This window comes from Blautia acetica (assembly GCF_038739805.1).
In the GTDB taxonomy this organism is placed as follows: Bacteria; Bacillota; Clostridia; order Lachnospirales; family Lachnospiraceae; genus Blautia.
Window position 1 is genome coordinate 21,040 of the sequence record NZ_JBBEWO010000008.1, and the last position, 26,032, is coordinate 47,071.

General features: G+C 43.3%; 22 protein-coding genes. 21 read left to right on the forward strand and 1 reads right to left on the reverse strand.

Translation table 11 applies throughout. The features are described from left to right. Positions 1 to 265: 265 nt before the first annotated feature. The 6 genes from WBS51_RS07230 to holA all read left to right on the forward strand — a co-directional run bounded on the left by WBS51_RS07230 (position 266) and on the right by holA (position 7,277). Entirely contained in the window at positions 266 to 916 is a 651-nt protein-coding gene (locus WBS51_RS07230; protein ID WP_294459679.1) for a ComEA family DNA-binding protein, read from the forward strand. 10 nt (positions 917 to 926) lie between these two features. Next, positions 927 to 1,616 carry a response regulator transcription factor gene (locus WBS51_RS07235; protein WP_294459677.1) on the forward strand — a complete coding sequence of 230 codons (690 nt, stop codon included), beginning with the start codon at positions 927 to 929 and terminating at the stop codon, positions 1,614 to 1,616. Positions 1,617 to 1,625: 9 nt separating this feature from the next. Beyond that, positions 1,626 to 3,053, forward strand: coding sequence for a sensor histidine kinase (locus WBS51_RS07240; RefSeq protein WP_294459675.1), 1,428 nt, complete (start codon positions 1,626 to 1,628; stop codon positions 3,051 to 3,053). 21 nt (positions 3,054 to 3,074) lie between these two features. After that, positions 3,075 to 4,016, forward strand: coding sequence for a GerMN domain-containing protein (locus WBS51_RS07245; RefSeq protein ID WP_226853487.1), 942 nt, complete (start codon positions 3,075 to 3,077; stop codon positions 4,014 to 4,016). Then, complete coding sequence (locus WBS51_RS07250; protein WP_173747951.1) at positions 4,009 to 6,231, forward strand: DNA internalization-related competence protein ComEC/Rec2; 2,223 nt, start codon at positions 4,009 to 4,011, stop codon at positions 6,229 to 6,231. The genes WBS51_RS07245 and WBS51_RS07250 overlap by 8 nt, the downstream gene beginning before the upstream one ends. A 65-nt stretch (positions 6,232 to 6,296) precedes the next feature. Then, positions 6,297 to 7,277, forward strand: a complete 981-nt coding sequence (gene holA / locus WBS51_RS07255) for a DNA polymerase III subunit delta (protein WP_173747949.1) — start codon at positions 6,297 to 6,299, stop codon at positions 7,275 to 7,277. Between the two features lie 80 nt (positions 7,278 to 7,357). Here holA and rpsT read toward each other — a convergent pair whose 3' ends face one another. After that, the gene (gene rpsT, locus WBS51_RS07260) at positions 7,358 to 7,621 is read right to left on the reverse strand and encodes a 30S ribosomal protein S20 (protein WP_173747947.1); all 264 of its coding nucleotides are present in this window, start codon (positions 7,619 to 7,621) and stop codon (positions 7,358 to 7,360) included. A 226-nt stretch (positions 7,622 to 7,847) separates the two neighbouring features. Here rpsT and gpr point away from each other — a divergent pair, with 226 nt between their 5' ends. The 15 genes from gpr to WBS51_RS07335 all read left to right on the forward strand — a co-directional run bounded on the left by gpr (position 7,848) and on the right by WBS51_RS07335 (position 25,993). Then, a complete protein-coding gene (gpr, locus tag WBS51_RS07265) occupies positions 7,848 to 8,759 on the forward strand; it encodes a GPR endopeptidase (RefSeq protein ID WP_294459668.1) in 912 nt (303 codons plus the stop codon). Between the two features lie 40 nt (positions 8,760 to 8,799). Then, complete coding sequence (gene spoIIP, locus WBS51_RS07270; RefSeq protein ID WP_294459665.1) at positions 8,800 to 10,041, forward strand: stage II sporulation protein P; 1,242 nt, start codon at positions 8,800 to 8,802, stop codon at positions 10,039 to 10,041. Between the two features lie 104 nt (positions 10,042 to 10,145). Further along, complete coding sequence (locus WBS51_RS07275; protein ID WP_173747941.1) at positions 10,146 to 10,862, forward strand: IspD/TarI family cytidylyltransferase; 717 nt, start codon at positions 10,146 to 10,148, stop codon at positions 10,860 to 10,862. A gap of 12 nt (positions 10,863 to 10,874) precedes the next feature. Next, positions 10,875 to 11,924, forward strand: coding sequence for an NAD-dependent epimerase/dehydratase family protein (locus WBS51_RS07280; RefSeq protein ID WP_173747939.1), 1,050 nt, complete (start codon positions 10,875 to 10,877; stop codon positions 11,922 to 11,924). Between the two features lie 119 nt (positions 11,925 to 12,043). Then, positions 12,044 to 12,910, forward strand: a complete 867-nt coding sequence (locus WBS51_RS07285) for a LicD family protein (RefSeq protein WP_173747937.1) — start codon at positions 12,044 to 12,046, stop codon at positions 12,908 to 12,910. Beyond that, complete coding sequence (locus WBS51_RS07290; protein WP_173747935.1) at positions 12,907 to 14,172, forward strand: lipopolysaccharide biosynthesis protein; 1,266 nt, start codon at positions 12,907 to 12,909, stop codon at positions 14,170 to 14,172. Before WBS51_RS07285 ends, WBS51_RS07290 begins: the two co-directional genes overlap by 4 nt. 10 nt (positions 14,173 to 14,182) lie before the next feature. Continuing rightward, entirely contained in the window at positions 14,183 to 15,337 is a 1,155-nt protein-coding gene (locus WBS51_RS07295) for a glycosyltransferase family 4 protein (protein ID WP_173747933.1), read from the forward strand. After that, positions 15,334 to 16,038, forward strand: a complete 705-nt coding sequence (locus WBS51_RS07300; protein ID WP_173747931.1) for a glycosyltransferase family 2 protein — start codon at positions 15,334 to 15,336, stop codon at positions 16,036 to 16,038. Before WBS51_RS07295 ends, WBS51_RS07300 begins: the two co-directional genes overlap by 4 nt. Beyond that, entirely contained in the window at positions 16,035 to 16,403 is a 369-nt protein-coding gene (locus WBS51_RS07305; protein WP_173747929.1) for a DUF2304 domain-containing protein, read from the forward strand. The genes WBS51_RS07300 and WBS51_RS07305 overlap by 4 nt, the downstream gene beginning before the upstream one ends. Continuing rightward, the gene (locus tag WBS51_RS07310) at positions 16,400 to 18,316 is read left to right on the forward strand and encodes a DUF2142 domain-containing protein (RefSeq protein ID WP_173747927.1); all 1,917 of its coding nucleotides are present in this window, start codon (positions 16,400 to 16,402) and stop codon (positions 18,314 to 18,316) included. Before WBS51_RS07305 ends, WBS51_RS07310 begins: the two co-directional genes overlap by 4 nt. A 28-nt stretch (positions 18,317 to 18,344) precedes the next feature. After that, positions 18,345 to 20,312 carry a DUF7657 domain-containing protein gene (locus WBS51_RS07315; RefSeq protein ID WP_291681491.1) on the forward strand — a complete coding sequence of 656 codons (1,968 nt, stop codon included), beginning with the start codon at positions 18,345 to 18,347 and terminating at the stop codon, positions 20,310 to 20,312. Positions 20,313 to 20,409: 97 nt separating this feature from the next. Then, entirely contained in the window at positions 20,410 to 22,419 is a 2,010-nt protein-coding gene (locus tag WBS51_RS07320) for an LTA synthase family protein (RefSeq protein ID WP_294459650.1), read from the forward strand. 64 nt (positions 22,420 to 22,483) lie between these two features. Then, positions 22,484 to 24,298: a translation elongation factor 4 gene (gene lepA, locus WBS51_RS07325; protein ID WP_173747921.1), complete on the forward strand. Its 1,815-nt coding sequence runs from the start codon at positions 22,484 to 22,486 to the stop codon at positions 24,296 to 24,298. Between the two features lie 19 nt (positions 24,299 to 24,317). Continuing rightward, the gene (gene hemW / locus WBS51_RS07330) at positions 24,318 to 25,460 is read left to right on the forward strand and encodes a radical SAM family heme chaperone HemW (protein WP_291681487.1); all 1,143 of its coding nucleotides are present in this window, start codon (positions 24,318 to 24,320) and stop codon (positions 25,458 to 25,460) included. A 113-nt stretch (positions 25,461 to 25,573) separates the two neighbouring features. Continuing rightward, entirely contained in the window at positions 25,574 to 25,993 is a 420-nt protein-coding gene (locus WBS51_RS07335) for a CBS domain-containing protein (protein ID WP_173747917.1), read from the forward strand. The last annotated feature ends 39 nt before the right edge of the window (positions 25,994 to 26,032 follow it).

The following is a 26,032-nucleotide window of genomic DNA, read 5'->3' on the forward strand; positions in this document are numbered from 1 at the left end:
GTTTTGCGGCTGTTTTTTGGATTGCAGGAACAGACGGGAAGTGCTATACTACAGATACATATCAAAATCATGTTCGGCGTTTCAGCCAAAGATTTCCAGATATTTATAAAAGACTGTAAAAGGCAAAAGTGTGTTATTTTACAAAGAAGTTCCGATTTATATATTGTAAAGAGTTTTCAAATTCGTTACAATAGAACTATCTGTACACATGTTTGCATTTTGCAGACGGATTGCGTCAGAAATGCAGAAAGCAGAGGTGTATAGAATGAAGAAAAAGAGCGTACTTTTTGGAATGTTTTTGTTGATATGCTGCCTGTGGATATCTTCCTGCAAGCAGGAAGAGGTTGTGATAGAGCAGCCTTCTCTGGAAAAATCAGAAAAAGAAGAGACGGATAAGGCAGACGGGGAGGGAGAGAAATCTTCACAGGAGAGTGAACCGGAGGCAGAAACTATCTGGGTAGACGTAAGCGGGGCAGTGAACCGTCCCGGTGTTTACGAACTGCAGAAAGAAGCCAGGGTGTTTGAGGCAGTAAAGGCAGCAGGTGGTTTTTCCAAAGAGGCCGATACCGGATGGCTGAATCAGGCGGCTTTGCTGGTTGACGGGGAGAAAATTCAAGTATATACTTTGGAAGAAACCAGTCAGATGAAGGAACAGGGGATTGTACAGGAAAAGCAGCAAAAAGAGACGGCAGATTCTCCGGTGCAGAGTACCGGGGGAAACGGCAGGGTGAATATTAACACGGCTGATGTGACCGGGCTTCAGGAAATTCCGGGTATTGGTCAGGTGAGAGCCCAGGCCATTGCGGACTACAGAGAAGAAAACGGAAAGTTCCAAAGCATTGAGGAAATTCAGGAGGTTCCCGGTATTAAGGGAAAGACTTTTGAAAAGATACAGAACTATATCACAATAGAATAAGGAGAGCGAAATGAGTAAGCGAGTATTGGTAGTAGATGATGAAAAACTGATTGTAAAAGGAATAAGATTCAGCCTGGAGCAGGAAGGCATGGAGGTGGACTGTGCCTATGATGGAGAAGAGGCCCTGGAAAAGGCAAAGATCGGAGATTACGATATGATTCTTCTGGATATTATGCTTCCGAAGCTGACCGGGCTTGAGGTCTGCCAGCAGATTCGTGAATTTTCTTCCGTGCCGATTATTATGCTTACTGCAAAGGGAGAAGATATGGATAAGATTCTGGGGCTGGAGTACGGTGCAGATGATTATATTACAAAGCCTTTTAATATCCTGGAGGTAAAAGCCCGCATTAAAGCCATTATGAGGAGAACCAGAAAGGAAGAAAAGAAAGAAAGTTTCGGCAAAACGCTGGTTAGCGGGGACTTAAAACTGGATTGTGAAGGCAGAAGAGTCTTTATTGCAGGTAGGGAAATCAATCTGACTGCAAAGGAATTTGATGTTCTGGAGCTTTTGGCAAAAAATCCCAATAAGGTATACAGCCGTGAAAATCTGCTGAATCTGGTATGGGGCTATGAGTATCCGGGAGATGTGCGCACCGTGGATGTACATATCCGGCGCCTTAGAGAGAAGATTGAAGCGGTTCCCAGTGACCCGAAATATGTGCATACAAAATGGGGAATCGGATATTATTTTCAGGGATAGGGAAAACAGATGAAAGTAAAGGTGAAACTGACATTTTTTAAAAGTCTCAGATTCCGCATTATGGTTTTGTTGGTGATTATTGGTATTGTGCCCTGCCTGCTCACGGAGATGGTGATTGTACGCAGTTATGAAAGCCGGGCTGTGGAACTGCGGAAAATCAATGTAAAGAACCAGTGCGATATTCTGGGAAATCAGTTGATGGAGGAAGGATATCTGGAACAGCAGCAGTCAGAAACAATCAATAAGGAGCTGTCCCTGGTTTCTACTATCTATAACGGCAGGATTCTGATTATCAATGAGAGCGGAAGGATTGTGAAGGATACCTACGGTATTGATGAAGGAAAATATGTGCTGTCCGAAGAAGTTATTAAGTGCTTTGAAGGAGAAGACACCAGCAGCTATGATAAGAAAAATTCGTATATTGAACAGACCATTCCATTGACGGACCCAAAGAGCAAGCACATTGAAGGTGTAATGCTGGTAAGCACCTCTACCGGAGAGATTGTGGACAGTATTGCGTTTTTGGAGCACAGGGGAAGTCTGCTGATGCTGGCTATTTGTCTGCTTGTGGTGGTACTGGGCTTTGTGTTGTCAAAGGTTCTGGTGAAGCCCTTTGCCAGAGTGGGAAAGGCTATTGAAGAACTGACAGACGGTTATCTGGATGAAGAGATTTCTGTGCCGGATTACACGGAAACACAGATGATAAGCAGTGTGTTTAATAAAATGCTGAAGCGTATGAAGGTATTGGATGATTCCAGGCAGGAGTTTGTAGCCAACGTATCCCATGAACTGAAAACACCTATGACGTCCATTAAAGTGCTGGCTGATTCGCTTGCAGGGCAGGAAAATGTGCCAGTGGAACTGTATCAGGAATTTATGCAGGATATTGCTGTGGAAATTGACAGAGAAAATCAGATTATTACAGACCTGCTGTCTCTGGTGAAAATGGATAAAAAGGCTTCAGAGCTGAATGTTGAGAAGGTGAATATCAATGAAATGATGGAAAACATTCTCAAGAGGCTGAAGCCCATTGCAGACAAGAAAAATGTGGAACTGGTGCTGGAAAGCTATCGTCCTATTGTGGCAGAAATCGACGAGGTGAAGATGAGCCTGGCACTTACTAATCTGGTGGAAAACGGAATTAAATACAACATACAGGACGGCTGGGTACATGTGATTTTGAATGCAGATCACAAATACTTTTATGTATCTGTAGCAGATTCGGGAATCGGAATTCCCCAGGAATCCCTTGACCGTATTTTTGAGCGTTTCTACCGGGTGGATAAGTCTCATTCCAGAGAAATAGGGGGAACGGGACTGGGTCTGGCCATTACAAGAAATGCCATTGTCATGCACCGAGGCGCCATTAAGGTCAAGAGTGAAGAACATAAGGGGACTACTTTTTCTGTAAGGATTCCTCTGAACTATATTGCATAAGGAGGGCATGAAGTGAAAAAAATGATGAAGACTGTTTTGCTTCTTCTGACAGCAGGAATTTTGCTGAATTTGTCCGGATGCAAAGAAGAGGAAAAGCAGGAAAGTAAGACAGAATACCATATGTATTATCTTTCCCTTACGGAAACTGCTTTGGAAGAAACGGACTATGTGCCTTCCCAGCGGACTTCGGAGGCTATGGTAAATGAAATTGTAGGGATGCTGGGAAAAGAGCCAGAGAATGAAGAATATCTTTCTCTGCTGCCCAAAGGAGTAACGATAGAAACCTGTACTTATGAGGGACAGACCGTAACGCTGACCTTTAATGAAGAGTATAAAAAGATGAAAAACACCAGAGAAATTCTGGCGAGAGCAGGAATTGTCAAGGCGCTGACCCAGATTCCCGGAGTCAGTTATGTGGAATTTTATCAGGGGCAAGAGGCTATGACAGACGCAGATGGACAGAATATCGGCAAAATGGACGCCTCCACTTTTGTGGAAAATGAAGGGGAAAATATCAATTCTTATGTACAAAATGATTTAAATCTTTATTTTGCCAGCAAAGACGGAGAAAATCTGGTAAAGGAAAGAGTTTCTGTGTATTATAGCAGCAATGTTCCCATTGAAAGGGAAGTGGTGGAGAGGCTTTTGAAGGGACCGAACAGTTCTGAACTGCAGCCTACACTGTCACCGAATACGAAGATTCTGGGTGTATCCATTGCAGAGGGAATCTGTTATGTAAATCTGGATAAGAGTTTTCTCAGTGATACTATGAATGTACAGGAAAAGCTGCCTATATATTCTATTGTCAATTCCCTTACAGATGCATGTAACCTGCGGGGCGTGCAGATATCTGTGGAAGGAGAAACGAAGGTGACTTTCCGGGAAAGTATGAAGCTGGATGAGATATATCATGCGGATTACAGCCTGATAGACAGTGAAGAGGCAGAAGAAAATCATGAGTAAACGACCTTTATGTGCGGCTGCGGTTTTCTGGGCAGTTCTGTTGTACCTTTTGGGAGGGGCAGGGATAAAATATTTTACCTATGCCCCGCCTGAGCTGCCTTCCGGGGCTTTTGCCGGGAAGGCAGCCGTTACAGGAGAGGTATACAGAGCGGATGTCCATACCCGCAGTACAAGTCTATATTTGAGAAAAGCAAATCTGATTTTAAATTCTAAAAAATATCCCATAGATGGAATTAAAGCAACCGTTACAACGGAACATATGAAAGAAACAGCGAAACCGGGAAGTGAAGTTTTGCTGCAGGGAGAACTACAGGAAATTCCCCTGCCTTCAAATCCAGGGCAGTTTCATGAGCGGGCCTATTATTATCCCAGAAAGATAAAATGGTATCAGAAAGTTTCTTATATACAGGTGATACAGCCGGAGAAAAACAGGTTTTTATGTTTGCAGGAGAAAATCAAACAGAAACTGCAGAATGGAATTTACCATGTAATGACAAAAGAACAGGCGGGTATTATGGAGGCCATGCTTTTAGGAGAGAAGGCGCAGATAGATACAGAACAGCAGTTTTTATTTCAGCTTATGGGGTGTTCTCATATTCTGTCGGTTTCAGGAACCCATCTTTCCGTTATAGGCGGTGTGTTCTTCTGGCTGCTGAGAAAACTCAGAATTCCCTACAAGGCCGCAGGAGGGATTACTGTGGCCGCCATGTTTTTTTACGGCAGTCTTACGGGGAACGGGGCGGCTGTACTGCGGGCTGTCGTGATGTTTGCAGTTTCCATGGGGGCGTTTTGGGTCAGGCGTACTTACGATTTCCTTTCTGCTATGGCGCTGGCCTCTATGCTGCTTCTGGCAGAAAGTCCGCTGTATCTCTATGACAGCAGTTTTCTCCTGTCCTTTGGAGCAATTTTGGGACTGGGGGCGGTATATCCGGTCTTATTTCCCGGAAAAAAAGCGGGGAGAAGAAGAGAAAGCAGGGCAGAAAAGCTGTATCATGGAATTTTAGCGGGAATACAGTCAGGGATATCCGTGTGGCTGGTGCTGCTGCCTGTCACCATGTATTTTTTCTATGAAATTCCATTATGGGGAATTTTTATGAATCTGCTGATTTTACCTACAGCGGGCATTTTACTGGCTTCGGGGATTTTAGGCTGTGTTTTGGGAGTCTGGTTTCCAGTTTTGGGAAAAATTGCAGCCTTTCCCGCAGCAGGAATTTTGGAACTGTATCTGCAGACAGGGAAGATTACAGCCGGACTTCCGGGGGCTTTGTGGATAACCGGCCAGCCAAAGCTGTGGAAATGTGCCCTGTATTATGTTTTACTGGTTCTGGTACTCTGGCTGAGAAAAAGGGGACTTCATTTCAGCTTACTTTTGGCAGGAGCCATGACCGTGTTACTTGTGCGGCTCCCTCAAAATGCAGTAGAGGTGACTTTTTTGGATGTGGGACAGGGAGACTGTGCCTGTATTCAGACGGGCATAAGAAGCGGATATCTGGTGGACGGGGGCAGCAGCAGTGTGTCCGGAGTGGGGAAATACCGGATTCTTCCGTTTCTGAAAGCCTCCGGAATTTCTCGGATAAAGGGTGTTTTTGTTTCCCATATGGATGCGGATCATATAAATGGTATTCAGGAATTATTGGAAACTATAGCAAAAGGCGAAACCATGGTAAGGGTAGAACGGCTCTTTCTGTCTGCATGCAGGGAAACTGAAGAGCAGAGGCTGGAACTGGAAAAATTGGGGAAGGCAGCCGGGTGCGAAATTATTTATGCGGAAAAAGGGACAAAACTGCAGGAGGACAAAATGGAGATGGATTGTCTGTCCCCTTCAGGAGAAAATTGGGAAGAATGGGAAAGCAACGAGGCCTCACAGGTGTGGAAATTTCAAAAAGAGAAGTTTGTACTCCTGTTTACCGGAGATACGCAGGAGAGGGGAGAAGAAAGTCTTTTCAAGGAAACCGGAAACTGCCAGGTGTTAAAAGTGGCTCATCATGGCTCGAAAAATTCCACTCCGGAAGTGTTTTTGCAGGAAGTTCAGCCGGAAATTGCTATTATTTCCTGCGGGGCGGGAAACCGCTATGGACATCCTCATAAGGAATTGGTGGAAAGACTGAAAAGATATACCGGAAAAATTTATAATACGGCAGAGTGCGGTGCTGTGCGTTTGCAGGTGAAAAAGGAGAAAATCAAGATTTCCTGTTACAGAACCGGGGATTCATGATATAATGAGCGTTAGCGAGCGGGAACAATGGGAGTGTCCGTTTGGCGAAAATAGAGGAGAATGTAATGAAAAGTTTACAGGAAGATATCAAAAATCAGGATTTTAAGCATGTGTATTTATTTTGTGGAGAAGAGGATTATCTGAAACAGCAGTATAAGAAAAAGATGCAGCAAGCACTCCTGCCGGATGGAGATACTATGAATTTTGCCTATTTTGAGGGAAGAAAGACGGAACCGGGAGAAGTCATAAGTCTGGCGGACACGATGCCTTTTTTTTCGGACAGGAGGGTGCTTCTTCTGGAAGATACGGGGTTTTTTAAAAATCAGTGCCAGGGCTTGCCAGAGTATCTGGGAGAATTACCGGACTATCTCTGTATGATTTTCGTGGAGAGCGAAGTGGATAAGAGAAGCCGCATGTATAAAGCGGTGAAAAAGCAGGGAAGAGTGGTGGAATTTACCACTCAGGACAGCAATACTCTCATGCGCTGGGTACTGGGAATGATGAAAAAAGAGGGAAAACAGATTACCCAGAGAGATATGGAGTTGTTTCTGCAGAAGACAGGCACGGATATGGGAAATATAGAAAGAGAGTTAGAAAAGTTGCTCTGTTATACCATGGGACGAGATGTGATTACAAAAGCCGACATTGAGGCGGTTTGTACCACACAGATTACCAACCATATTTTTGATATGCTCCGGGCGGTTACGGACAAAAATCAAAAGAAAGCTTTGGATTTATATTATGATTTGCTGGCTTTAAAAGAGCCGCCTATGAGAATTCTCTTTCTTCTGGCCCGGCAATTTAATCTGATTCTGCAGGTGAAAGAACTGGTGAAAGAAGGATATGACCAAGGGCAGATAGGGAAAAAAGCCGGATTGCAGCCTTTCGTAGTACGCAATTATATGACTTATGCGCGAAAATACAGTGAAGAAGATTTGCGAAGTGCAGTGGAGGAATGTGTCAGTACGGAAACAAAGGTTAAGACAGGGTATATGACGGACAGTATGAGCGTGGAACTTTTGCTGGTGAAGTTCAGCAGTAAGTAGAAGCAGAGGAAACAAAAACCGCCTGGCTGATGACGGCCAGCCAGGCGGTAAAATTTCTATTCAAAATCTATCAGCAATAATTATGCAAGTGTGTTTACAGCTTTAGATAAGCGGGAAACTTTTCTTGCAGCTGTATTTTTGTGATAAACACCTTTAGTAGCTGCTTTATCAATAGTAGAAATTGCGTTCTGTAATGCTGCAACTGCTGCTTCTTTATCTTTTGCTTCAATCGCTACTTCTACTTTCTTAATAGAAGTTTTAACAGCTGATTTGATAGATTTGTTTCTCTCAGCTTTTTTTCTGTTTACTAATACTCTTTTCTTTGCAGATTTAATGTTAGCCAAAGCGTACACCTCCAAATATGATTTACTGGTTTATAATTTATCTTTTTATCGGAGAAAGACACGGAACTCTCCGATATAACATGCTTTTTCATTCTAGTTGATTTAGAGAAAAATGTCAATACATAAAATCCTTTAAAATGCAAAAAATATAGGTGTCCTGAGTTTTTTTCGGGAAAACAGAAAAGGACGGCAGAAAGTCTGAAGAAGGGCAGAAAGGAAAAAGAGCATGGCATTGGGAAGAATCCGTACAGATTTGGCACTGGAGGCAAAAGAAAAATTTGAGGAAGAACATGCAGAAGTCAGAGGAGTAGTGGTAAAAGAAGATTACAATGAAGAAAAAGACATAAGGACTACAACGGTCATCATTGAGACGGAGAACGGGGCGAAAACCATGGGAAGACCCCAGGGTGTCTATATTACATTAGAAGCCCCCAATATGTCTGTGCCGGATGAGGATTACCACAGGGAAATTTCAAAAGAACTGGCAGAACATATGAAGGGACTGCTCCCTGAAAAACAGGAACTGAATATTCTGGTGGTGGGGCTGGGAAACAGAGATATTACGCCGGACGCGCTGGGGCCGGATGTGGTATCCAATCTGCATATTACCAGACATATTATCAGGGAATATGGCGTGCAGGGCACAGGGGAGGAGAAACTCCACAGTATCAGCGGTCTGGTTCCGGGAGTCATGGGGCAGACGGGTATGGAAACTCTGGAAATTGTGCGAGGTGTAGCGGAGGAGACAAGACCGGACGTTATTATTGCTATCGACGCTTTGGCGGCCAGAAGCATTAAACGGCTGAACCGAACCATTCAGATAACGGATACAGGAATCAGTCCCGGTTCCGGCGTGGGAAATCACAGAACCGGATTGAATCAGGAGACTTTGGGAATACGCGTAATTGGAATCGGGGTTCCTACGGTAGTGGATGGAGCAACCATTGTCAGGGATTCTATGGCGCATTTGCTGGATACCCTGGAAGAAGCGGAGAAGAAGGAATTTTTGGAGGAAATGATTGCGCCGTCCCTGCACAGTATGTTTATGACCCCGAAAGATGTGGACGAAACCATAAAACGCCTGGCCTTTACTATTTCCGAAGGATTAAATATAGCATTTGCCAAACCCGAGGAATAATTAAAAAGGATTGTCTCATATATAGATATGAGGTGATAGGGTGAAGAAAAGAAAAGCAGAAACGGTGGTGACCGCCGGGATATGGGTGGGAATGGCTGCGCTGGCCGTTTATATTGTTATAAAAGGGCTGGCTTTGGAAAAGAGTACTTTAGAGCATATGCTGTATCAGGTACAGCAGCAGGCAATAGAAATGTATCTTCCAGGCGTGACACGGGAATATGGGGAGACCATGACAGGTTGGCTTTGGGAGAAGATAGAATCCCGGCTGCTGCCAGCCTCGGCAGATATACAGCGGGAAGGGCAGGAAGAGACAGACCAGGCAACAAGTTCTAAGATTATGGAGGAGAACACAGAATTTCTGGAGGCAAAGCTGTTAGAAGAAAATCAGGAAGCAGGGCCTCCGGAATCGGGATATGAAAATACAGGAGGTGTGGATGCCCAGAGCACCCAGGCAGAGCAGGCAAGTACAGCAGGAGGAGTTGCGGAAAATCAGATAAAACAGCCGGTTACAGATATCCCACTGGAAAAATTTCAGGATTTTGAGTTTGTTATGAGTAATTTCTATACAGTGGATAAAACAACCAGTATGAGCAGTGAGCAGTTAGACGCTCCCGCACTGGTACAGATGGATATGCGGATGAAGACAGACAACAGTCAGCCGCAGATATTGATTTACCATAGCCATTCCCAGGAAGAATTTATTGATTCCATTCCGGGAGATGCCTCTACCACCATTGTAGGAGTGGGGGAGTATCTGGCTTCTCTTCTGCGGGATACTTATGGCTATCAGGTTATTCATGTGACAGATACCTTTGATATTGTAGACGGAAAGCTGGACCGTAATCAGGCATATACTTATGCGCAGGAGAGAGTGGAAGCTATTCTGGAGGAAAATCCCAGTGTGGAAGTGGTCATTGACCTGCACAGGGATGGAGTTCCGGATGATAAACGGCTGGTTACGAATATTAATGGAAAAGAAACGGCAAAAATTATGTTTTTTAACGGATTGAGCAGAACGAATCAAAACGGGGAGATTTCTTATCTTCCAAACCCCTACATCAAAGAAAATCTGGCTTTTTCTCTGCAGATGATGTTGGAATCTAAGAAATACTATCCGGATTTGGCCAGAACGATTTATCTGAGAGGATACCGCTACAATCTGCATTTAAGACCGAAAACTCTTTTGGTGGAATGTGGAGCGCAGACCAATACAGTGCAGGAGGAAATGAATGCCATGGAGCCTCTTGCTGATATTTTAAATAAAGTTTTGACAGGAAGTTAAAGGATAGCTTGAAATTCTTTAATTTTTTTCGTACAATGTTATATAAATGTTAAAGAAAGTTTAAATGAATCCTACATGGAGAGGTACAAAGGAAGGAAAGCGAAATGGCAAATGTGGCATTGATTATTGCAGGCGGCTCCGGGGCTCGTATGCACCAGAGTATACCAAAGCAGTTTTTGTCTGTAAATGAACGTCCGGTGATTCTTTATACACTGGAAGCATTTCAGAAACATGCGGATATTGATGCAATTGCGGTAGTGTGTATCAATGGCTGGGAGCAGGTTTTGTGGGCTTATGCAAAGCAGTTTAATATTACAAAGTTAAAATATGTGATACCGGGAGGGGAGAACGGTCAGAGTTCTATCCGAAACGGCGTTTTTGAACTGGAAAAACAGTTCCAAAAAGATGATATTGTACTCATTCACGATTCTATACGTCCTATGGTTTCTGCGGATGTGATTTCAGATTGTATCGTAAAGACAAAACAATATGGCTGTGCCATTGCCACGATTCCCTGTGCGGAGGCTATGCTGCAGACCGAAGACGGCATGTGTTCTACCGGAAGCTATCCCAGGGATAATCTGAAACGGACACAGACACCCCAGGGATTTCCGCTTGGAAAAATTTGTGATTTACACAGAAGAGCCCTGGAAAGGGGGATTACCAATTCGGTAGCATCTTGTACCCTGATGATAGAGATGGGAGAACAGGTGTATTTTTCTCTGGGCTCTGAAAAGAACATTAAACTGACTACCGTGGAGGATTTGGATATTTTCAAAGCACTTCTTCTGGCAAAGAGAGCAGACTGGCTTAAGGATTGAGAGGAGAAGCGGATGAAATTGTATAGCAGCAGGGTGTATACGGAGGATTTGGAAAAAGCAGTTTCCGGTGTCAGAGAAATAGAAAAACTGCGAGGAAAATCTCTATTGATTACAGGAGCCGGCGGACTTATCGGTTCCTATCTGGTGGATATGCTGCTTACGGCTAATCGTATGCAGGATTTGCATGTCACCATATATGCAGTTGGGCGAAGCCGCGAAAGACTGGAAGCCCGTTTTGCAGATGTGAAAACAGAAGCTCTGGTTTATGTAGAGCAGGATGTGGAGAAGCCCATGAAGCAAAAGTTTCCTGTGGATTATTTGATTCATGCAGCCAGCAATGCCTATCCGGCTGCTTTTTTGAAGGATCCGGTGGGAACGGTTATGGGAAATATTGCAGGGACGAAGAATCTTCTGGACTACGGGAAGGAACAGGGGGCAGAGCGCCTTCTGTTTGTGTCTTCCGGAGAAGTGTACGGCCAAGGGGACAGCAGTCTGGAAGCTTATAAAGAAGAATACAGCGGTTATGTGGACAATCTGTCCTGGCGTTCCTGTTATCCGGCAGGTAAGCGGGCGGCAGAGACTTTGTGCTGTGCCTATACTGCCCAGTATGGATTGGAGACGGTTATTGTGCGGCCAAGTCATGTATATGGACCTAATATTACAGAAAGGGACAATCGTGCAACCGTACAGTTTATGGAAAATGCCATGGAAGGAAAGGACATTGTTTTAAACAGCGCTGGCAGTCAAATGCGTTCGTATACTTATGTGGCGGACTGCGGAGCCGCTGTTTTATCTGTCCTGTTGTCTGGAATATGCGGAGCGGCCTACAATATTGCCAACAGGCAGTCCAGACTGACCATTGCGGAATTTGCCCGGAAAACAGCCAGACAGACAGGCCGTCAGGTCATTTTCAAAAATCCCGATGATGTACAGATGGCACAGCGTACGCCCATAACCAGACAGGTGCTGGACAGTACGAAACTGGAAGGTTTGGGCTTTACGCCGGCTTTTGATATTGAAACCGGAATTGCCCACACACTGCAGATAATGAAAGAAATGTGAGTGAAACAGTGCACGAGTTCTGGAAAAACAGAAACTTCTGTGTTATCCTGGACTGTACGCAGCAAAAGAAAAGGGAATTTGTAATACACGTAGATTAGATTTTTTAGAATGGGGAAAATATGTTATATAAAGAATACGAGCCTGAGGTACTGAAAAAACTGCAGCGGGCAGAGGTGGAAATACTGAAAGATTTTGACGCGCTGTGCCAAAAACACAACATTGATTATTTTGTTTGTGGGGGAACGGCTATCGGCGGTGTCCGCCATCAGGGGTTTATTCCCTGGGATGATGACATTGACCTGGGAATGACAAGAGAACATTATGAACATTTTCTGGAAGTAGCAGAACAGGAATACGGAGAACGTTATAAAATTATGAATGCAGATACCAATCCGGATTTTCCCGTGACACTGACGAAATGGTACAGGACCGGTACCGTTTTCAGAAATGAAGAAATGATTGATTTGGGATTGCATATCGGCATTGCCATTGATATTTTCTGCTTTGATAATGTAGCGGATGAACTGCCGAAGTTCCGGCGTCAGGCTATGCGGGCATGGACATGGGGAAAACTGATGGTGCTGCGGCAGGTAGGAGAACCTAATATTTATGTAGAGGGCTGGAAGGCAAAACTTACCCTGCTGGTGGCAAAACTGGCACACTGGGGATTAAAAGCGCTGCATTTTTCTCCGAAGTTTCTCTATGGAAGAGCAATGAAAGCAGCAACACAGTATAAAGATGTACATACGAAAAGGGTAGCATATCTCTTTGACCCCACTCCGTATACCAGCGTCATCGATAAAAGGGACATTTATCCCACAGCAAGACGTAAATTTGAAACTATTGAACTGAATTTTCCATGTCATGTGGAAAAATATCTGGAGAGACGCTACGGTAGCAATTATATGGAACTGCCGCCGGAAGATAAGCGCCATAACCATGCGCCGGAAGAACTGGACTTTGGCAGGGAGTTTGCTGACTTATGATTGAAAAATTTTTTATGCCTTCCAATCACAATATGAAGAAGACGTATATCTGGACGGTTTTGGCAGGTTCGGTATATGCCGGAAGTTCTTTTCTGATGTCCATGTTTACTTCCAAGTATATCGGAGTGGCACAGGCTGGTATACTGGCTTTGGCTCTGACAATCGGAAATCAGCTGGTGACAATCGGACTTTATAATATCCGAACCTTTCAGGTATCGGATGTGACAGAAAAATACACCTTCAGCGATTATTGTGTGTTAAGAGTGCTGACGGTTTCCGCCATGCTCCTGGTGGGGGTGATTTGGGTTTTGAAGGATTCTCATCAGGGCGTGAAGTTGGCAGCCATTGGATTTGCCATTTTATTCAGAGCCATTGAGGCAGTATCGGATTTGCTGGAGGGAAGATATCAGCAGAAAGGAAGATATGATGTAGCCTGTAAGGGCGTATTTGTAAAAGTTTTGTCTTATCTGGCAGCATTTCTAGTTACGCTGTTTCTTACAAAAAATATTGCGGCTGCCCTGGGAGCACTTGCCGTGACTTATCTGATTATGTTGTGCGTCATTGACAGCCGGCTGATTGGCAGATTTGGAGGGATTTCTTTTCAGACCACCTGGATGAGACAGAAGGGACTGCTTTTAGAGGGACTTCCGTTGTTTGTCAATGCCTTTTTAAATGCCTATATTATCAACGCGTCTAAGTATGCTCTGGATAAATATTATGATTCGGAAACTCTTGGGATTTTCAATGTACTGTATATGATGGCGTTTGTAGTGAATATGTTTGCCTCTTTTGTGTTGAAGCCTATTATTTCTGTGCTGGCAGAAAAATATGTGAAAAGAGATATCTCCGGTTTTGTAAAGCTGGTACTCAGACAGGTTGCAGTGATTCTGACAGTGACGCTGGTATGTATCGGAGGCGCCTGGCTCCTGGGAGTGCCGGTATTGGGATTTTTGTTTGGCGTGGATTTGACGCATTATAAAGGGGCACTTTGTGTGGTATTAATCAGCGGCGGCTTTACGGCGCTTTATCAGCTTTTGCAGTATGGAATTATCATTATGCGGCATCAGTACAGTACTTTTGTGTGCTGTGGGCTTACCGTGGTGCTGACCTATGTGCTTACACCGATTTTGACAAAGCGGTATGCAGTCATGGGGGCATCGGCCAGTTATACAATTTCTATAGGATTTATGTCGGCTATGTTTCTGGGATTTTTTGTCTATCATTTGCAGAGAGACAAAAAGAAAATAGAGGACAGAGGATAAGAGGAACATTATGAGACGAATATGTATTTTTGCCTCTCACTATTTTCCCTATCTGGGAGGAATTGAGAGATATACCTATAACCTTTCAAAGGCTCTGATGGCTATGGGAGATGAGGTTTTGATTGTTACAAACAATGATGTAAAGGAAAAGAGTTTTGAAGTTATGGACGGTATCGGTGTTCTGCGTCTGCCCTGCTATAATCTTATGAGCGGCAGATATCCGGTGACAAAGCCGAATAAAGAGTTTTGGGAAGCATGGAAAAAACTGTGGGGAAAAGAATTTGATTTGGTTCTGATAAATGCCCGGTTTTATCCACACACACTTTTAGGAGCCTGGTTTGCTAAAAGGAGAGGTATCCGCTGTTTAATTTTAGACCATGGAACCAGCCACATGACAGTAGGAAAAAAATTTCCTGATTTGGTTTTTGCGGCTGTAGAGCATGTGATAACCTGGGGAGACAGGCGGCTTTGCAGGGAGTATTTCGGCGTTTCAAAAGCCTGTTGCAAATGGCTTCGGCATTTTCATATTCAGGCAGAAGGTGTGCTGTATAATGCGGTAAATGCAGAAAATATTACAAGAATTGCCCAAAATCCTACAGAAGATTTCAGGAAAAAATACGGTCTGGAGGCAGATACGGCTTTGATTGTTTACACGGGACGGCTGCTGAAGGAAAAAGGGATTTTTAAATTGATAAAAGCTGTGGAGCAAATGGAAACTTCCAGGGAGGTCTGTCTTTTTATTGCGGGGGACGGGGAAGAAATGGAAGGGGTAAAAGCCTGTGAAAGCCATAGAATCAAGCCGCTTGGAAGGTTGGATTTTAAAAATATAGCCTCTCTTTTAGGTCAGGCAGAGATTTACTGCCTTCCCACGGAATATCCCGAGGGTTTTCCTACTTCCGTGTTGGAGGCAGCAGCGGCGGGCTGCTATGTGATAACTACCAACCGGGGCGGTTCTGGGGAACTGCTGGTGGACAGAAGCTATGGAACCATTCTGGAACAGGTTACCGTAGAAGGCTTAAAAGAAGAGTTGGAGCGTGTACTGGCAAATGAGGAGGAACGCAAGCGTGCAGCGGCAAAAGCACAGAAAAGAGTACATCAGCTTTTTACCTGGGAGAAGACTGCACATAAGGTTCATCAGCTGGCAGAAGAAGGAGTACTGGAATGAAAAAACGGAAACTGATAATTATTCCTGCTTATAACGAAAGTGCCTGTATAGAAAAAACGGTAAAGGACATTCAGAAGTATGCACCGGAATTTGATTATATTGTAATTAATGACTGTTCTACAGATAATACAAGGGAAATTTGTGAACAGCATGGATTTCACCTGATAAATCTGCCTGTGAATCTGGGAATTGGGGGTGCTGTGCAGACCGGATATCTGTATGGATACAGAAATGGTTATGATATGGCTGTGCAGGTGGATGGAGATGGACAACATAACCCTGCTTTCTTAAATGAAATGGCAGAAACCCTGGAGAAGGAAAAACTGGATATGGTGATTGGCTCCCGGTTTATTGAGAAAAAAGGCTTTCAATCCTCGAGTATGAGAAGAGTAGGGATTCGCTACTTCAGCGCCTTGATTAAAATTTTAACAGGGGTGCGGATTACGGACCCTACTTCAGGACTGCGGCTGGTGAATCGGAAGGTTATGAAAGAATTTGCGCACAATTATCCCAAGGATTATCCGGAGCCGGAAAGTGTTGTTGCGATTCTGGAGAGAAACTGTAAGGTGAAGGAAATCCCTGTGGTTATGCGGAAGCGCATGGGTGGAGTATCGTCTATTTCCATGAAGAAATCTGTGTATTATATGATAAAGGTTTCCCTGGCCATTGCCATTGAGAAAATCAGAGGAGGGAAAGGATGAATATTCGCATTCAGATTTTAATTGTTGTAATTACCCTTCTGGCTATGTTTTATGTGATAAATAAAATCAGAAATAAGGGAATTGAACTGAAATACAGTCTGGTATGGCTGGCTTTGGGGACAGGGATTATTATTTTTACCTGCTTTCCGAAACTTACTACATGGCTGGCCCATGTACTGGGAATCAGCCAGCCGATGAATATGCTGTTCTTTGCAGGATTTTGCTTTATGCTGCCTATTATTTTTTCGCTGTCAGTATCTGTGTCCAGGCTGTCAAACAAGGTGAAGAGACTGACACAGGAGATGGCGCTGCTGGAGGAGCAGAAAAGAAAAGCAGAAGAAGAGAGTGAGGAACTGCAGAAATGAAGAAAAAGAAAAAACAGACAGCGGGGAGAAAGTGGATTCTCCAATTATTCTTGCTCTTAGGAATCAGCCTGCTGGCAGGAGTGCTTTTTGAAGGGCTGTATGAGATGAATACTTACAGGCGCTCTCTGAAAGGCGGACACCAGGCCGAGAAGGAACAGATTGAAAAACAGTATATCAAATTATCCGAACCTGAGGCAGGAGTAAACGAAAATGGAGCGGAAGAAGGCTTCTACAGAATAAAGATTATTTTTCCTGAACGTTATATAAATAAATTTCAGTATTCTTATACCGCAAGAGAGGACTTTGTCCCTATTATAAAAATTCATACAAAGGATATTTATAAAAATTCGGAAGTAAGGGAAATCCGGGATGTATGCAGAAAGAATCTGGAAGAATCCGTGGTGAATCTGAAAGATTATGTTACAGAGATAGAAATAAAAGTACCTCAGGGAGTACGTCTGTATAATTTTACCATAGAAAACAGCTGGAATTGGAACTGGTATAGAACTGCGTATGCGTTTGTTTTTGTTTTACTGGTTCTGTCAGCCTTTTGTTGGAGAAAACAGATTGGAAAGAAGCCGGAATACGGTTTTCTTGTATATGGTATCGGCCTTGGGCTTTTGCTGATAGCCCTGCAGCCGCCGGAGTGTGTAAGCTGGGATGAACATATACATTTTAACAAGACGTTTCATTGGTTTGAAGAGGGACAAGTGCCGCAAAGCGTAGCAGAAGCCTATATCACCCAGTATCCGGAAACCATAGACGGCTCTGCTTTTTTATCAGAAGAGGAAAAGCAGCTGCAGATAGAGTATCTCAATGAGAATACGGATATACAGGCACAGGACTACGAAAAAGCCGCAAATCCTTTAAATGCCATAGGTGAACTTCATATGGCGCTTGCTGTAAAAGCAGCAGAGGCTCTTGGCCTGCCTTTTTATGTGCAGTTTTTGCTGGGTAAGGCCGCAAATCTGCTTCTATATGTGCTGGTAATGTTTTTGGCTATTAAAATTGTACCTGTAGGAAAAATGTTTCTGACGGCAATAGCTCTGATGCCTACAGCGCTTTTGCAGGCGGTTTCCTATACTTATGATGTCTCTGTGATTGCGTTTGTAACACTGGGGTTTGTGCTGATAATAGAGGAATTTTTCTATATAGACAGAAAGCTGACCTGGCAAAAGCAAATTCTGATTGCTTTCGTCTTTATTTTAGGAAGCTGTCCGAAACCAGTCTATATTCCGATTCTAGCGTTGTTGTTGGCATTGCCTGAAGAAAAGTTTCGGACAAAATGGGAAATGGTATTGTGTAAAGGCATTGCAGTGATTATTTGCGTGGCTATGATTATGACACTGTTGCTGCCTGCGGCAAGTGGAAGTGTGGAAGGAGATTCCAGAGGTGGGGCAACCGATGTGGGAAAACAGCTGGCTCTGGTTATGCAGCACCCACTCGGTTATCTGGCCGTGTTCTGGAAAAACTTTTATGGAAGTCTGAATTCCTATATATTCGGAGGTGATGCGGTGGCCAATCTGGCCTATGCAGGCAAGCATCAGCTCCATGCTATGGCAGCAGTATTCTGTTTTGCCGTGGCGTTTACAGAGAAGAAAAAGCGCTTTGTTTTTTCTAAAAAAACCGCTGTTGCATACAGAGTAATTCTGGCTTTTGTGCTGGCTATGATTATAGGTCTGCTCTGGTCTGCGCTCTATGTATCTTTTACACCGGTAGGAAGCACAGAGATTGCCGGCGTGCAGGCAAGGTACTATATTCCGCTGCTCTTTCCACTGTATCTGCTGTTTTATACAGATAAAATGGAAGGGAAATGGAAAGATACATCTTATACAACGGCTGTATTCTGGATCATACTATTTATCGCTCACGGAGCTTTTTATACGCCGTATTTTCTGAAATATTGTCAGTAAGTGAGACGATTCAGCTAAGGAGAAATTTATGGAAAATAGCAAAAAGAGAAGTACAGGAATAGGAGAAATTCTGTATCGCTTTCGATATCTGATTATTGTAGTTGTTTTTGCAGTCAGTGGATTTTTGGAATTAAGCGGTTCTTCCATATCTATGTGGGAGGATTTTATAGGAATACAATCTCAAAGCGGAGACGGAGACTTGTTTGGACAAGCAAGAATGATTCGGAGCGATGAATGGGCTGTGAACACACCTATGGCATTTTCACAGTATTTTGCAAAGGACGGGAGCTTTCCCTACTTTTCAGAGACTCTAAGAGGCGCGAAAACAGACGCGTTTATTGTGTATGGACAACCGGTTCTGAGCTGGGAAGTGATTTTTCGGCCCTTTCAGTGGGGATATCTGCTGTTTGCACCAGCCAGAGGCCTTTCCTTTTTCTGGTGCGGGCGGTTTCTTGCGTTACTTATGATTTCTTTTGAACTTGGTATGTATCTTTTTAACAGAAGAAAATCTTATGCTGTGGCATATTCTGCACTTCTCAGTCTGTCGCCTGTTGTGCAGTGGTGGTTTGCCATTAACGGACTGGTAGAGATGTTGGTGTTTGGGCAGGCAGTTTTGCTGATTGTGTCTGCTTATTTTAACCAGAGGCAGTATTGGAAAAAGATACTTCTGGCTTTGGGACTGGCTTGGTGCGGAGGTTGCTATATTCTGGTATTTTATCCGCCATGGCAGATTCCGCTGGGATATGTATTCCTGTTTTTACTTATAGGAATCACAGCAAAAGAATATAAAAAAGACTTGTGGTGTTGGAAGAAAGATATTCCTGTTATTTTAGGCGCTCTGCTGATTCTGGGAATTGCAATGGGAGCCATTGTCTGCAAATCATGGAATACCATACAGACCGTGATGAATACTGCTTATCCCGGAACAAGGAGTTTTGCGGGAGGAGGAGCACTCAGAAAACTTTTTAACTGGGCACAGGGGATTTTGTATCCTTTTATGGAGCCTGCTTTTGGCGGAACAAATGTGTGTGAAGAGGCCAGTGTGATTTCCTTTTTTCCATTGGGAATCCTTGTGGGATTATGGGTTCTTATAAAGGAAAAGAAAAGGGATGCCATGCTGATTTCTCTTTTGACAGGAACAGTCTTTTTGACTGCTTATTGTGTTTTGCCATGGCCGGAGATTCTGGCAAAAGCAACTCTGCTTAGTAATTGTCAGCCAGACAGAGTTGTTTTGGCAGTGGGCTTTATCAGTCTGATATTGCTTTTGTATGCGTCTGTAATTTCAGAAAAGGCGCCGGGAAAAGCAGCTGTGGGAATTGTTGGAGTTTTCTTTGCCGGAGGAACGATGGTATTTCTATATAAAAGTCTGCCGGAACTGTATGTGGCAAAGAGGCAGGTAGCAGCAGTCTGTGTAATTCTTACAGTTTCCCTAATTCTTGTGGGAATACTGTGGTACAAATGGAAAAGCACAGTTTTTGCCTGGGGCTGTATCGTTCTGGCGGTTTTAAACGGAGCGTTTGTCAATCCTATTCACAAAGGCGTAGATGTTATTTATACCAATCCATTAGTACAGGCAGTTGCTGCCGAGGCAGACAGTGATGATAAACAAGGGCTTTGGATAGTGGAGAATATAGGATTCCCCTGTATTAACATTCCGATTATGACAGGGGCGCCAACCATAAACTGCACCAATACCTATCCGGTACTGGAACGCTGGAAAAAGCTGGATTCGACAGGAATCTATGAGGATACTTACAACAGGTATGTACATATTTTCATGCAGCTGAAAGAAGACGGAGAAACTGTTTTTGAGAATCCCCAGACTGCTCCGGACCATTTAAATATTACATTGCCTGCAAAAGAACTGAAAACTTTGAATGTGAAGCATATTTTAACGAATCGTGATTTAAGCGAATTTGAATCAGACAATGTGAAGTTTAAACTGAAAAATCAGGTGGGGAATTACAGAATTTATGATGTGATAACGCAAGAATGAGGCTTTCGCAGGAAGGGCATGATTCCAAATGTTTTTCCTGCAAAAGCCTCCTTGTGTATAGATACGGAAATTTTGAAATTATGAGGAATTTACAAGCATGAAAAAGATAAATGCAAACACAAAAGTAAGAAATGGAAAAATACTGGAAAGTGGGAAAAGGCTGTATGAATACATGTTTAAGGAAAGTAGCAGGCTGAGGAGTACAGGTACAGCAGCAGCCTTTTTGATGTACATATGTTTCTGGGTGTTCCTGGAGAAGGGACTGAATGCCGAGACGGAAAAACTGCGCGGTTTGTTTTGCCTGGATGGAGTTCTGCTTTTGGGACTTTTGGGAAAAATAAGAGTATCAGATAAGGTGAGAGAATGTCTGTCTGTTGTCTTATTTTTAGCAGCTCCGGCATTTGCTTTGGGTGCCATAGAGACACTGCACGATAATTCCGTGGCACAGATGAAATTTTTATTTGTATTTCTGAATTATTTTTTAATCTTGACAGTTTTTGTGATTTTATATTTTTTCATTAATCGCTTTGCATGGACAATAGCTGTGGGAACCGGAATTTTTACATTTTACGGACTTTTATACAGTTTTGTAAAAGAGTTCCGGGGAAACGGACTTCGGGCTGCAGATGTTTATGCAATTCAGACTGCCGCAAATGTGGCAGGAGGATATACACTGGATTTTACGGAAAAGAGAGTAGCGGTTATTCTTTGGGCAATCCTGCTCATTATTGCAGCCTTTTATCTTTCTTATGAAAATCACAGAAGAGACCGCATAGCAACTGGAGCAGTTAGCCTTTGCTTTGTTCTGGTTTTATCTTTTTTGATATCCAATGAAACTTTTTTGGAAACTTATTCTGTAAAACCTTATTTGTGGGAACTGGAGGCTAGCGAGAAAGACCATGGGGCCTTGTTGGATTTTGCAGCAGGACTTCCTTTTCTGAAAGTGCAGAAGCCTGACGGATATCAGCAGAAAGCGGCTGCGGATTTGGAATTGGAAAAAGGGTCTTTGGGAGGGACGAGTCTAAAAGTGGAAAAAACCGAAAATGTTGAGAATCCCCATATCATTGCTATTATGAATGAATCCTTTTCCGATTTCAGAAAGCTGGGAGCGATACAAACCAGTAGAGAGATTATGCCAAACTGGGATGCAAGGCAGGAAAATGTCATAAAGGGATTTGCCAGCGTACCTGTTTTCGGGGGTTGGACAGCGAACTCGGAATTTGAGTTTTTAACAGGCTTTTCCAATGCGTTTTTTCCAAGCGGAACCATTCCTTATCAGAATTATGTCAAACAGGGAACTCCCAGCCTCAATAGTCAGTTAAAGGATGAGGGTTACACCTCGGTGTTTATACATCCTATGGACAGTAGTGGATGGAATCGGAAAAATGTATATCAGTTTTTGGATTTTGATGCGTCCCTCTATCTAGAGAATATGAAAAATCCGGAAACACTGCGGAATCTGGTTTCTGACAGAGGAGATTACAGCATACTGATAGAAGAATTTGAGAAACGTAAGGAGGAAGGACCGGTCTTTCTTTTCAATGTGACCATGCAGAATCACGGTGGATACACAGGCGCAGGTATGCCGAATCCTATACAGATTACAAGTCCCGGAGAAAATTTTGTATGGGCAGAGGAATATTTAACTCTTATAGAAGAATCTGACAGGGCATTGGAAGAATTGCTACAGTATTTTGAACAGGAGGAAGAACCTGTGGTAGTCTGTATGTTCGGCGACCATTATCCTAAGATAGAGGAAGAGCTGTATGAGGCTTTGTCAGAGACTGCCACAGGAAATCCGGCGGAAAAAACAGCTCTGGAATATCAGGTTCCTTTTATGATTTACGCAAATTATGATATTACAGAGAAAGAATATGAAAATATCAGTCTGAACTATTTGTCCTCTTTGCTATGTGAAGCGGCAGGCATTCCGCTGACAGATTATCAGAAATACCTGGAAAACCTTTACGAAAGCTACCCGATTGTCAATGTTTACGGTGTGAAAAACAGTCAGGGAGAATGGTTCACCTGGGACGAAGCCCTGCAATTTGAAGAAATTCAGGAATATGAGAAAATCCAGTACAGAAATTTGTTTGATAACCACTGAGTATCATGATATACTCAGACTGTATGTTTGAGATATAGGAGAAAAGAGCATAGGAGGAATTTATATGCCATCAATAGACCAGAGCAAAATTCGTAATTTTTGTATTATTGCCCATATTGACCATGGAAAATCTACCCTGGCAGACAGGATTATTGAAAAGACAGGGCTTCTGACAAACCGGGAAATGCAGGCCCAGGTTCTGGACAATATGGATTTGGAGAGAGAAAGAGGAATTACCATTAAGTCCCAGGCTGTGCGTATTGTATACAAAGCCAAGGACGGAGAAGAATACATTTTCAATCTGATTGATACACCGGGACACGTGGATTTTAACTATGAGGTATCCAGGAGCCTGGCAGCCTGTGACGGAGCCATTCTGGTAGTGGACGCAGCCCAGGGGATTGAGGCTCAGACCCTTGCCAATGTTTATCTGGCCCTGGACCATGACTTGGATGTATTTCCCGTTATTAACAAAATTGACTTGCCCAGTGCGGAACCAGAACGTGTTATGAATGAAATTGAAGACGTTATCGGCATTGAAGCACAGGACGCACCTTTGATTTCAGCCAAGACAGGCTTGAATGTGGAAGAGGTTTTAGAACAGATTGTAACGAAAATTCCAGCGCCGTCAGGAAGTCCTGAAAATCCGCTGCAGGCATTGATTTTTGATTCTATTTATGATTCCTACAAAGGTGTTATTGTGTTCTGCCGTATCAAAGAAGGAACTGTGAAAAAAGGTACTAAAATCCGTATGATGGCAACCGGAGCTGTGGAAGAGGTTGTGGAAGTAGGGTATTTCGGAGCTGGACAGTTTATTCCATGCGAAGAACTTTCCGCAGGTATGGTAGGATACATTACAGCCAGCATTAAAAACGTAACGGATACACGGGTAGGCGATACCATCACAGATTTTGACCGTCCCTGTGCAGAACCTCTGCCGGGATACAAAAAAGTGAATCCCATGGTATTCTGTGGTGTTTATCCGGCAGACGGAGCGAAATATCAGGATTTGCGTGACGCCCTGGAAAAATTGCAGCTAAACGATGCGTCGCTGTTTTTTGAACCTGAGACCTCTATCGCCCTGGGATTTGGATTCCGCTGCGGCTTTTTGGGACTGTTACATTTGGAAATTATTCAGGAGAGACTGGAAAGAGAATATAATCTGGACTTGGTGACAACGGCTCCTGGCGTTGTGTATAAAGTGCATAAGACCAACGGAGAAGTTATTGACTTGACCAACCCGTCCAATCTTCCCGACCCGTCAGAAATCGAATACATGGAAGAGCCTATGGTAAAGGCGGAAATTATGGTAACTACAGAGTTCATTGGACCGATTATGGATTTGTGTCAGGAGAGAAGAGGGCAGTATCAGGGCATGGAATACATGGAAACCACCAGAGCGCTGCTGCATTATCACCTGCCTTTAAATGAAATTATTTATGATTTTTTTGACGCTTTGAAATCTCGTTCCAGAGGTTATGCATCCTTTGATTATGAAATGCTGGGATATGAGCAGAGCAATCTGGTAAAACTGGATATTCTGGTAAACAAAGAAGAAGTAGACGCATTGTCCTTTATTGTATTTGCAGATTCTGCTTATGAAAGAGGCAGAAAAATGTGTGAAAAGCTGAAAGAGGAAATCCCGAGACAGCTCTTTGAAATCCCCATTCAGGCGGCTGTGGGAAGTAAAATTATTGCCAGAGAAACGGTAAAAGCCATGCGAAAAGATGTACTGGCAAAATGTTACGGCGGCGATATTTCCCGTAAGAGAAAACTTCTGGAAAAACAGAAGGAAGGAAAGAAACGTATGCGCCAGATTGGAAACGTAGAAATTCCGCAGAAGGCCTTTATGAGTGTGCTGAAGCTGGACGATAAATAAGAAATCGGGGAAGGTATTTATGAAGAAAGAGTTAGGGTTGTATGTGCATATTCCTTTTTGTGTAAAAAAATGCGGTTACTGTGACTTTTTATCCTGGTGCGGAACATCAGAGGAAAAGGAAACCTATGTGCAGGCCTTGTTAAAGGAAATCGAAAGCTACCGGGAATTTGCCAGAGGCTATCGGGTATCTACCGTCTTTGTGGGAGGCGGAACCCCTTCTGTGCTGGAAGCCGGACAGATGGAAGGAGTTCTTGGAAACATTCAGGAAGTTTTTGAATTGGAAAAGAAACCGGAAATTACATTGGAGATGAATCCGGGAACAGTAACGGAAGAAAAGCTGCAGTGTTACAAAGAAAATGGTGTAAACCGTCTCAGTATAGGGTTGCAGTCTGTGAAGAATGAAAAACTGGAGGTCCTTGGGCGAATCCATTCCTACGAAGAATTTCTGGAAAGCTATGAACTGGCTCGAAAGGCAGGATTTACCAACATTAGTGTGGACCTGATTTCTTCTATACCGGGGCAGAAACTGGAGGAGTGGAAAGAAGAACTGGCTGCGTTGTCTGCTTTGTCTCCGGAGCATATTTCCGTATACCAGCTTATTATAGAAGCGGAAACTCCTTTCTATGAAAAATATGCAGAACATGAGGAACTTCTTCCCGATGAAGAGGAAAGCCGGGAAATTTATCTGTGGACCGGAAGCTTCTTAAAGGAACAGGGCTATGAGCAATACGAAATTTCCAATTACGCAAAACCGGGGAAAGAATCCCGCCACAATCTGAAATACTGGGAACGGGGCGACTATCTGGGGCTGGGACTTGGAGCAGCATCTATGGTGCGAAATATTCGCATGAGTAATACAAAAGATATGAAAACGTACCTGGAACGCTGTGGACAACCCAAAACCATGCGGGAGGACGTGCAGTTTCTGGAGGAAGCCCGGCAGATGGAAGAATTTATGTTTCTGGGGCTCAGAAAGACAAGAGGCGTATCCAGAAAAGAATTTCGCCGCATTTTCGGTCAGGAAATGGATATGGTTTATGAAAAGGCTCTGCACAAATGTCTGGAAAACGGGATGTTGAAGGAACATAAGGACAGGGTGTATCTTTCAGAAGAAGGTGTTCTTTTAAGCAATGCAGTCCTGTCAGAATTTCTCTTTGACTGACAAATTAACATGTAATACAACTTTATAGAATTTTAATAAAGTTTAATGCTTTTGTTCTGGATTTCTCTGTGGCAGTGTGGCAGAATAAAGGGAGAAAACAGGGGAGGAACACCATGAATATTTTATTTTTTCTTACCCCCAAAGTAGATGTAGCTTATATTTATGATACTTTCAGCTTGAGACAGGTGCTTGAAAAAATGGAATACCATAAATATTCCTGCATACCCGTTATTAACGAAAAAGGCAAATATGTGGGGACGATTACAGAAGGCGATTTATTGTGGGGATTAAAAAAACGCGGAGATTTGAATTTGAAAGGTGCAGAGGAAGTGCCGATTACTTCTTTTAAGAGAAGGGCAGACTATACGCCGGTGCGGGTGGATTCGGACATGGAGGATTTGCTGGATAAGGCCATGCGTCAGAATTTTGTACCGGTAATCGATGACCAGAAAAATTTTATTGGAATTGTGACGAGAAGAGATATTATGCAGTATATCTGTTCTTCAGGAACGAAAGAGCAGCAAAAAGTATAAAATAGAAAGCTGTCGTATTAACAGCAGTCAGGAAGAGGT

Bases quoted from the DNA above. Each gene is read 5' to 3' on its own strand.
- hemW (WP_291681487.1), top strand. From the start codon at position 24,318: ATGAAGAAAGAGTTAGGGTTGTATGTGCATATTCCTTTTTGTGTAAAA.
- gpr (WP_294459668.1), top strand. From the start codon at position 7,848: ATGGCATTGGGAAGAATCCGTACAGATTTGGCACTGGAGGCAAAAGAA.
- WBS51_RS07250 (WP_173747951.1), top strand. From the start codon at position 4,009: ATGAGTAAACGACCTTTATGTGCGGCTGCGGTTTTCTGGGCAGTTCTG.
- WBS51_RS07315 (WP_291681491.1), top strand. From the start codon at position 18,345: ATGGAAAATAGCAAAAAGAGAAGTACAGGAATAGGAGAAATTCTGTAT.
- WBS51_RS07235 (WP_294459677.1), top strand. From the start codon at position 927: ATGAGTAAGCGAGTATTGGTAGTAGATGATGAAAAACTGATTGTAAAA.
- WBS51_RS07320 (WP_294459650.1), top strand. From the start codon at position 20,410: ATGAAAAAGATAAATGCAAACACAAAAGTAAGAAATGGAAAAATACTG.
- WBS51_RS07230 (WP_294459679.1), top strand. From the start codon at position 266: ATGAAGAAAAAGAGCGTACTTTTTGGAATGTTTTTGTTGATATGCTGC.
- WBS51_RS07285 (WP_173747937.1), top strand. From the start codon at position 12,044: ATGTTATATAAAGAATACGAGCCTGAGGTACTGAAAAAACTGCAGCGG.
- WBS51_RS07310 (WP_173747927.1), top strand. From the start codon at position 16,400: ATGAAGAAAAAGAAAAAACAGACAGCGGGGAGAAAGTGGATTCTCCAA.
- WBS51_RS07335 (WP_173747917.1), top strand. From the start codon at position 25,574: ATGAATATTTTATTTTTTCTTACCCCCAAAGTAGATGTAGCTTATATT.
- WBS51_RS07240 (WP_294459675.1), top strand. From the start codon at position 1,626: ATGAAAGTAAAGGTGAAACTGACATTTTTTAAAAGTCTCAGATTCCGC.
- WBS51_RS07305 (WP_173747929.1), top strand. From the start codon at position 16,035: ATGAATATTCGCATTCAGATTTTAATTGTTGTAATTACCCTTCTGGCT.
- WBS51_RS07300 (WP_173747931.1), top strand. From the start codon at position 15,334: ATGAAAAAACGGAAACTGATAATTATTCCTGCTTATAACGAAAGTGCC.
- WBS51_RS07275 (WP_173747941.1), top strand. From the start codon at position 10,146: ATGGCAAATGTGGCATTGATTATTGCAGGCGGCTCCGGGGCTCGTATG.
- WBS51_RS07295 (WP_173747933.1), top strand. From the start codon at position 14,183: ATGAGACGAATATGTATTTTTGCCTCTCACTATTTTCCCTATCTGGGA.
- WBS51_RS07280 (WP_173747939.1), top strand. From the start codon at position 10,875: ATGAAATTGTATAGCAGCAGGGTGTATACGGAGGATTTGGAAAAAGCA.
- lepA (WP_173747921.1), top strand. From the start codon at position 22,484: ATGCCATCAATAGACCAGAGCAAAATTCGTAATTTTTGTATTATTGCC.
- WBS51_RS07245 (WP_226853487.1), top strand. From the start codon at position 3,075: ATGATGAAGACTGTTTTGCTTCTTCTGACAGCAGGAATTTTGCTGAAT.
- holA (WP_173747949.1), top strand. From the start codon at position 6,297: ATGAAAAGTTTACAGGAAGATATCAAAAATCAGGATTTTAAGCATGTG.
- WBS51_RS07290 (WP_173747935.1), top strand. From the start codon at position 12,907: ATGATTGAAAAATTTTTTATGCCTTCCAATCACAATATGAAGAAGACG.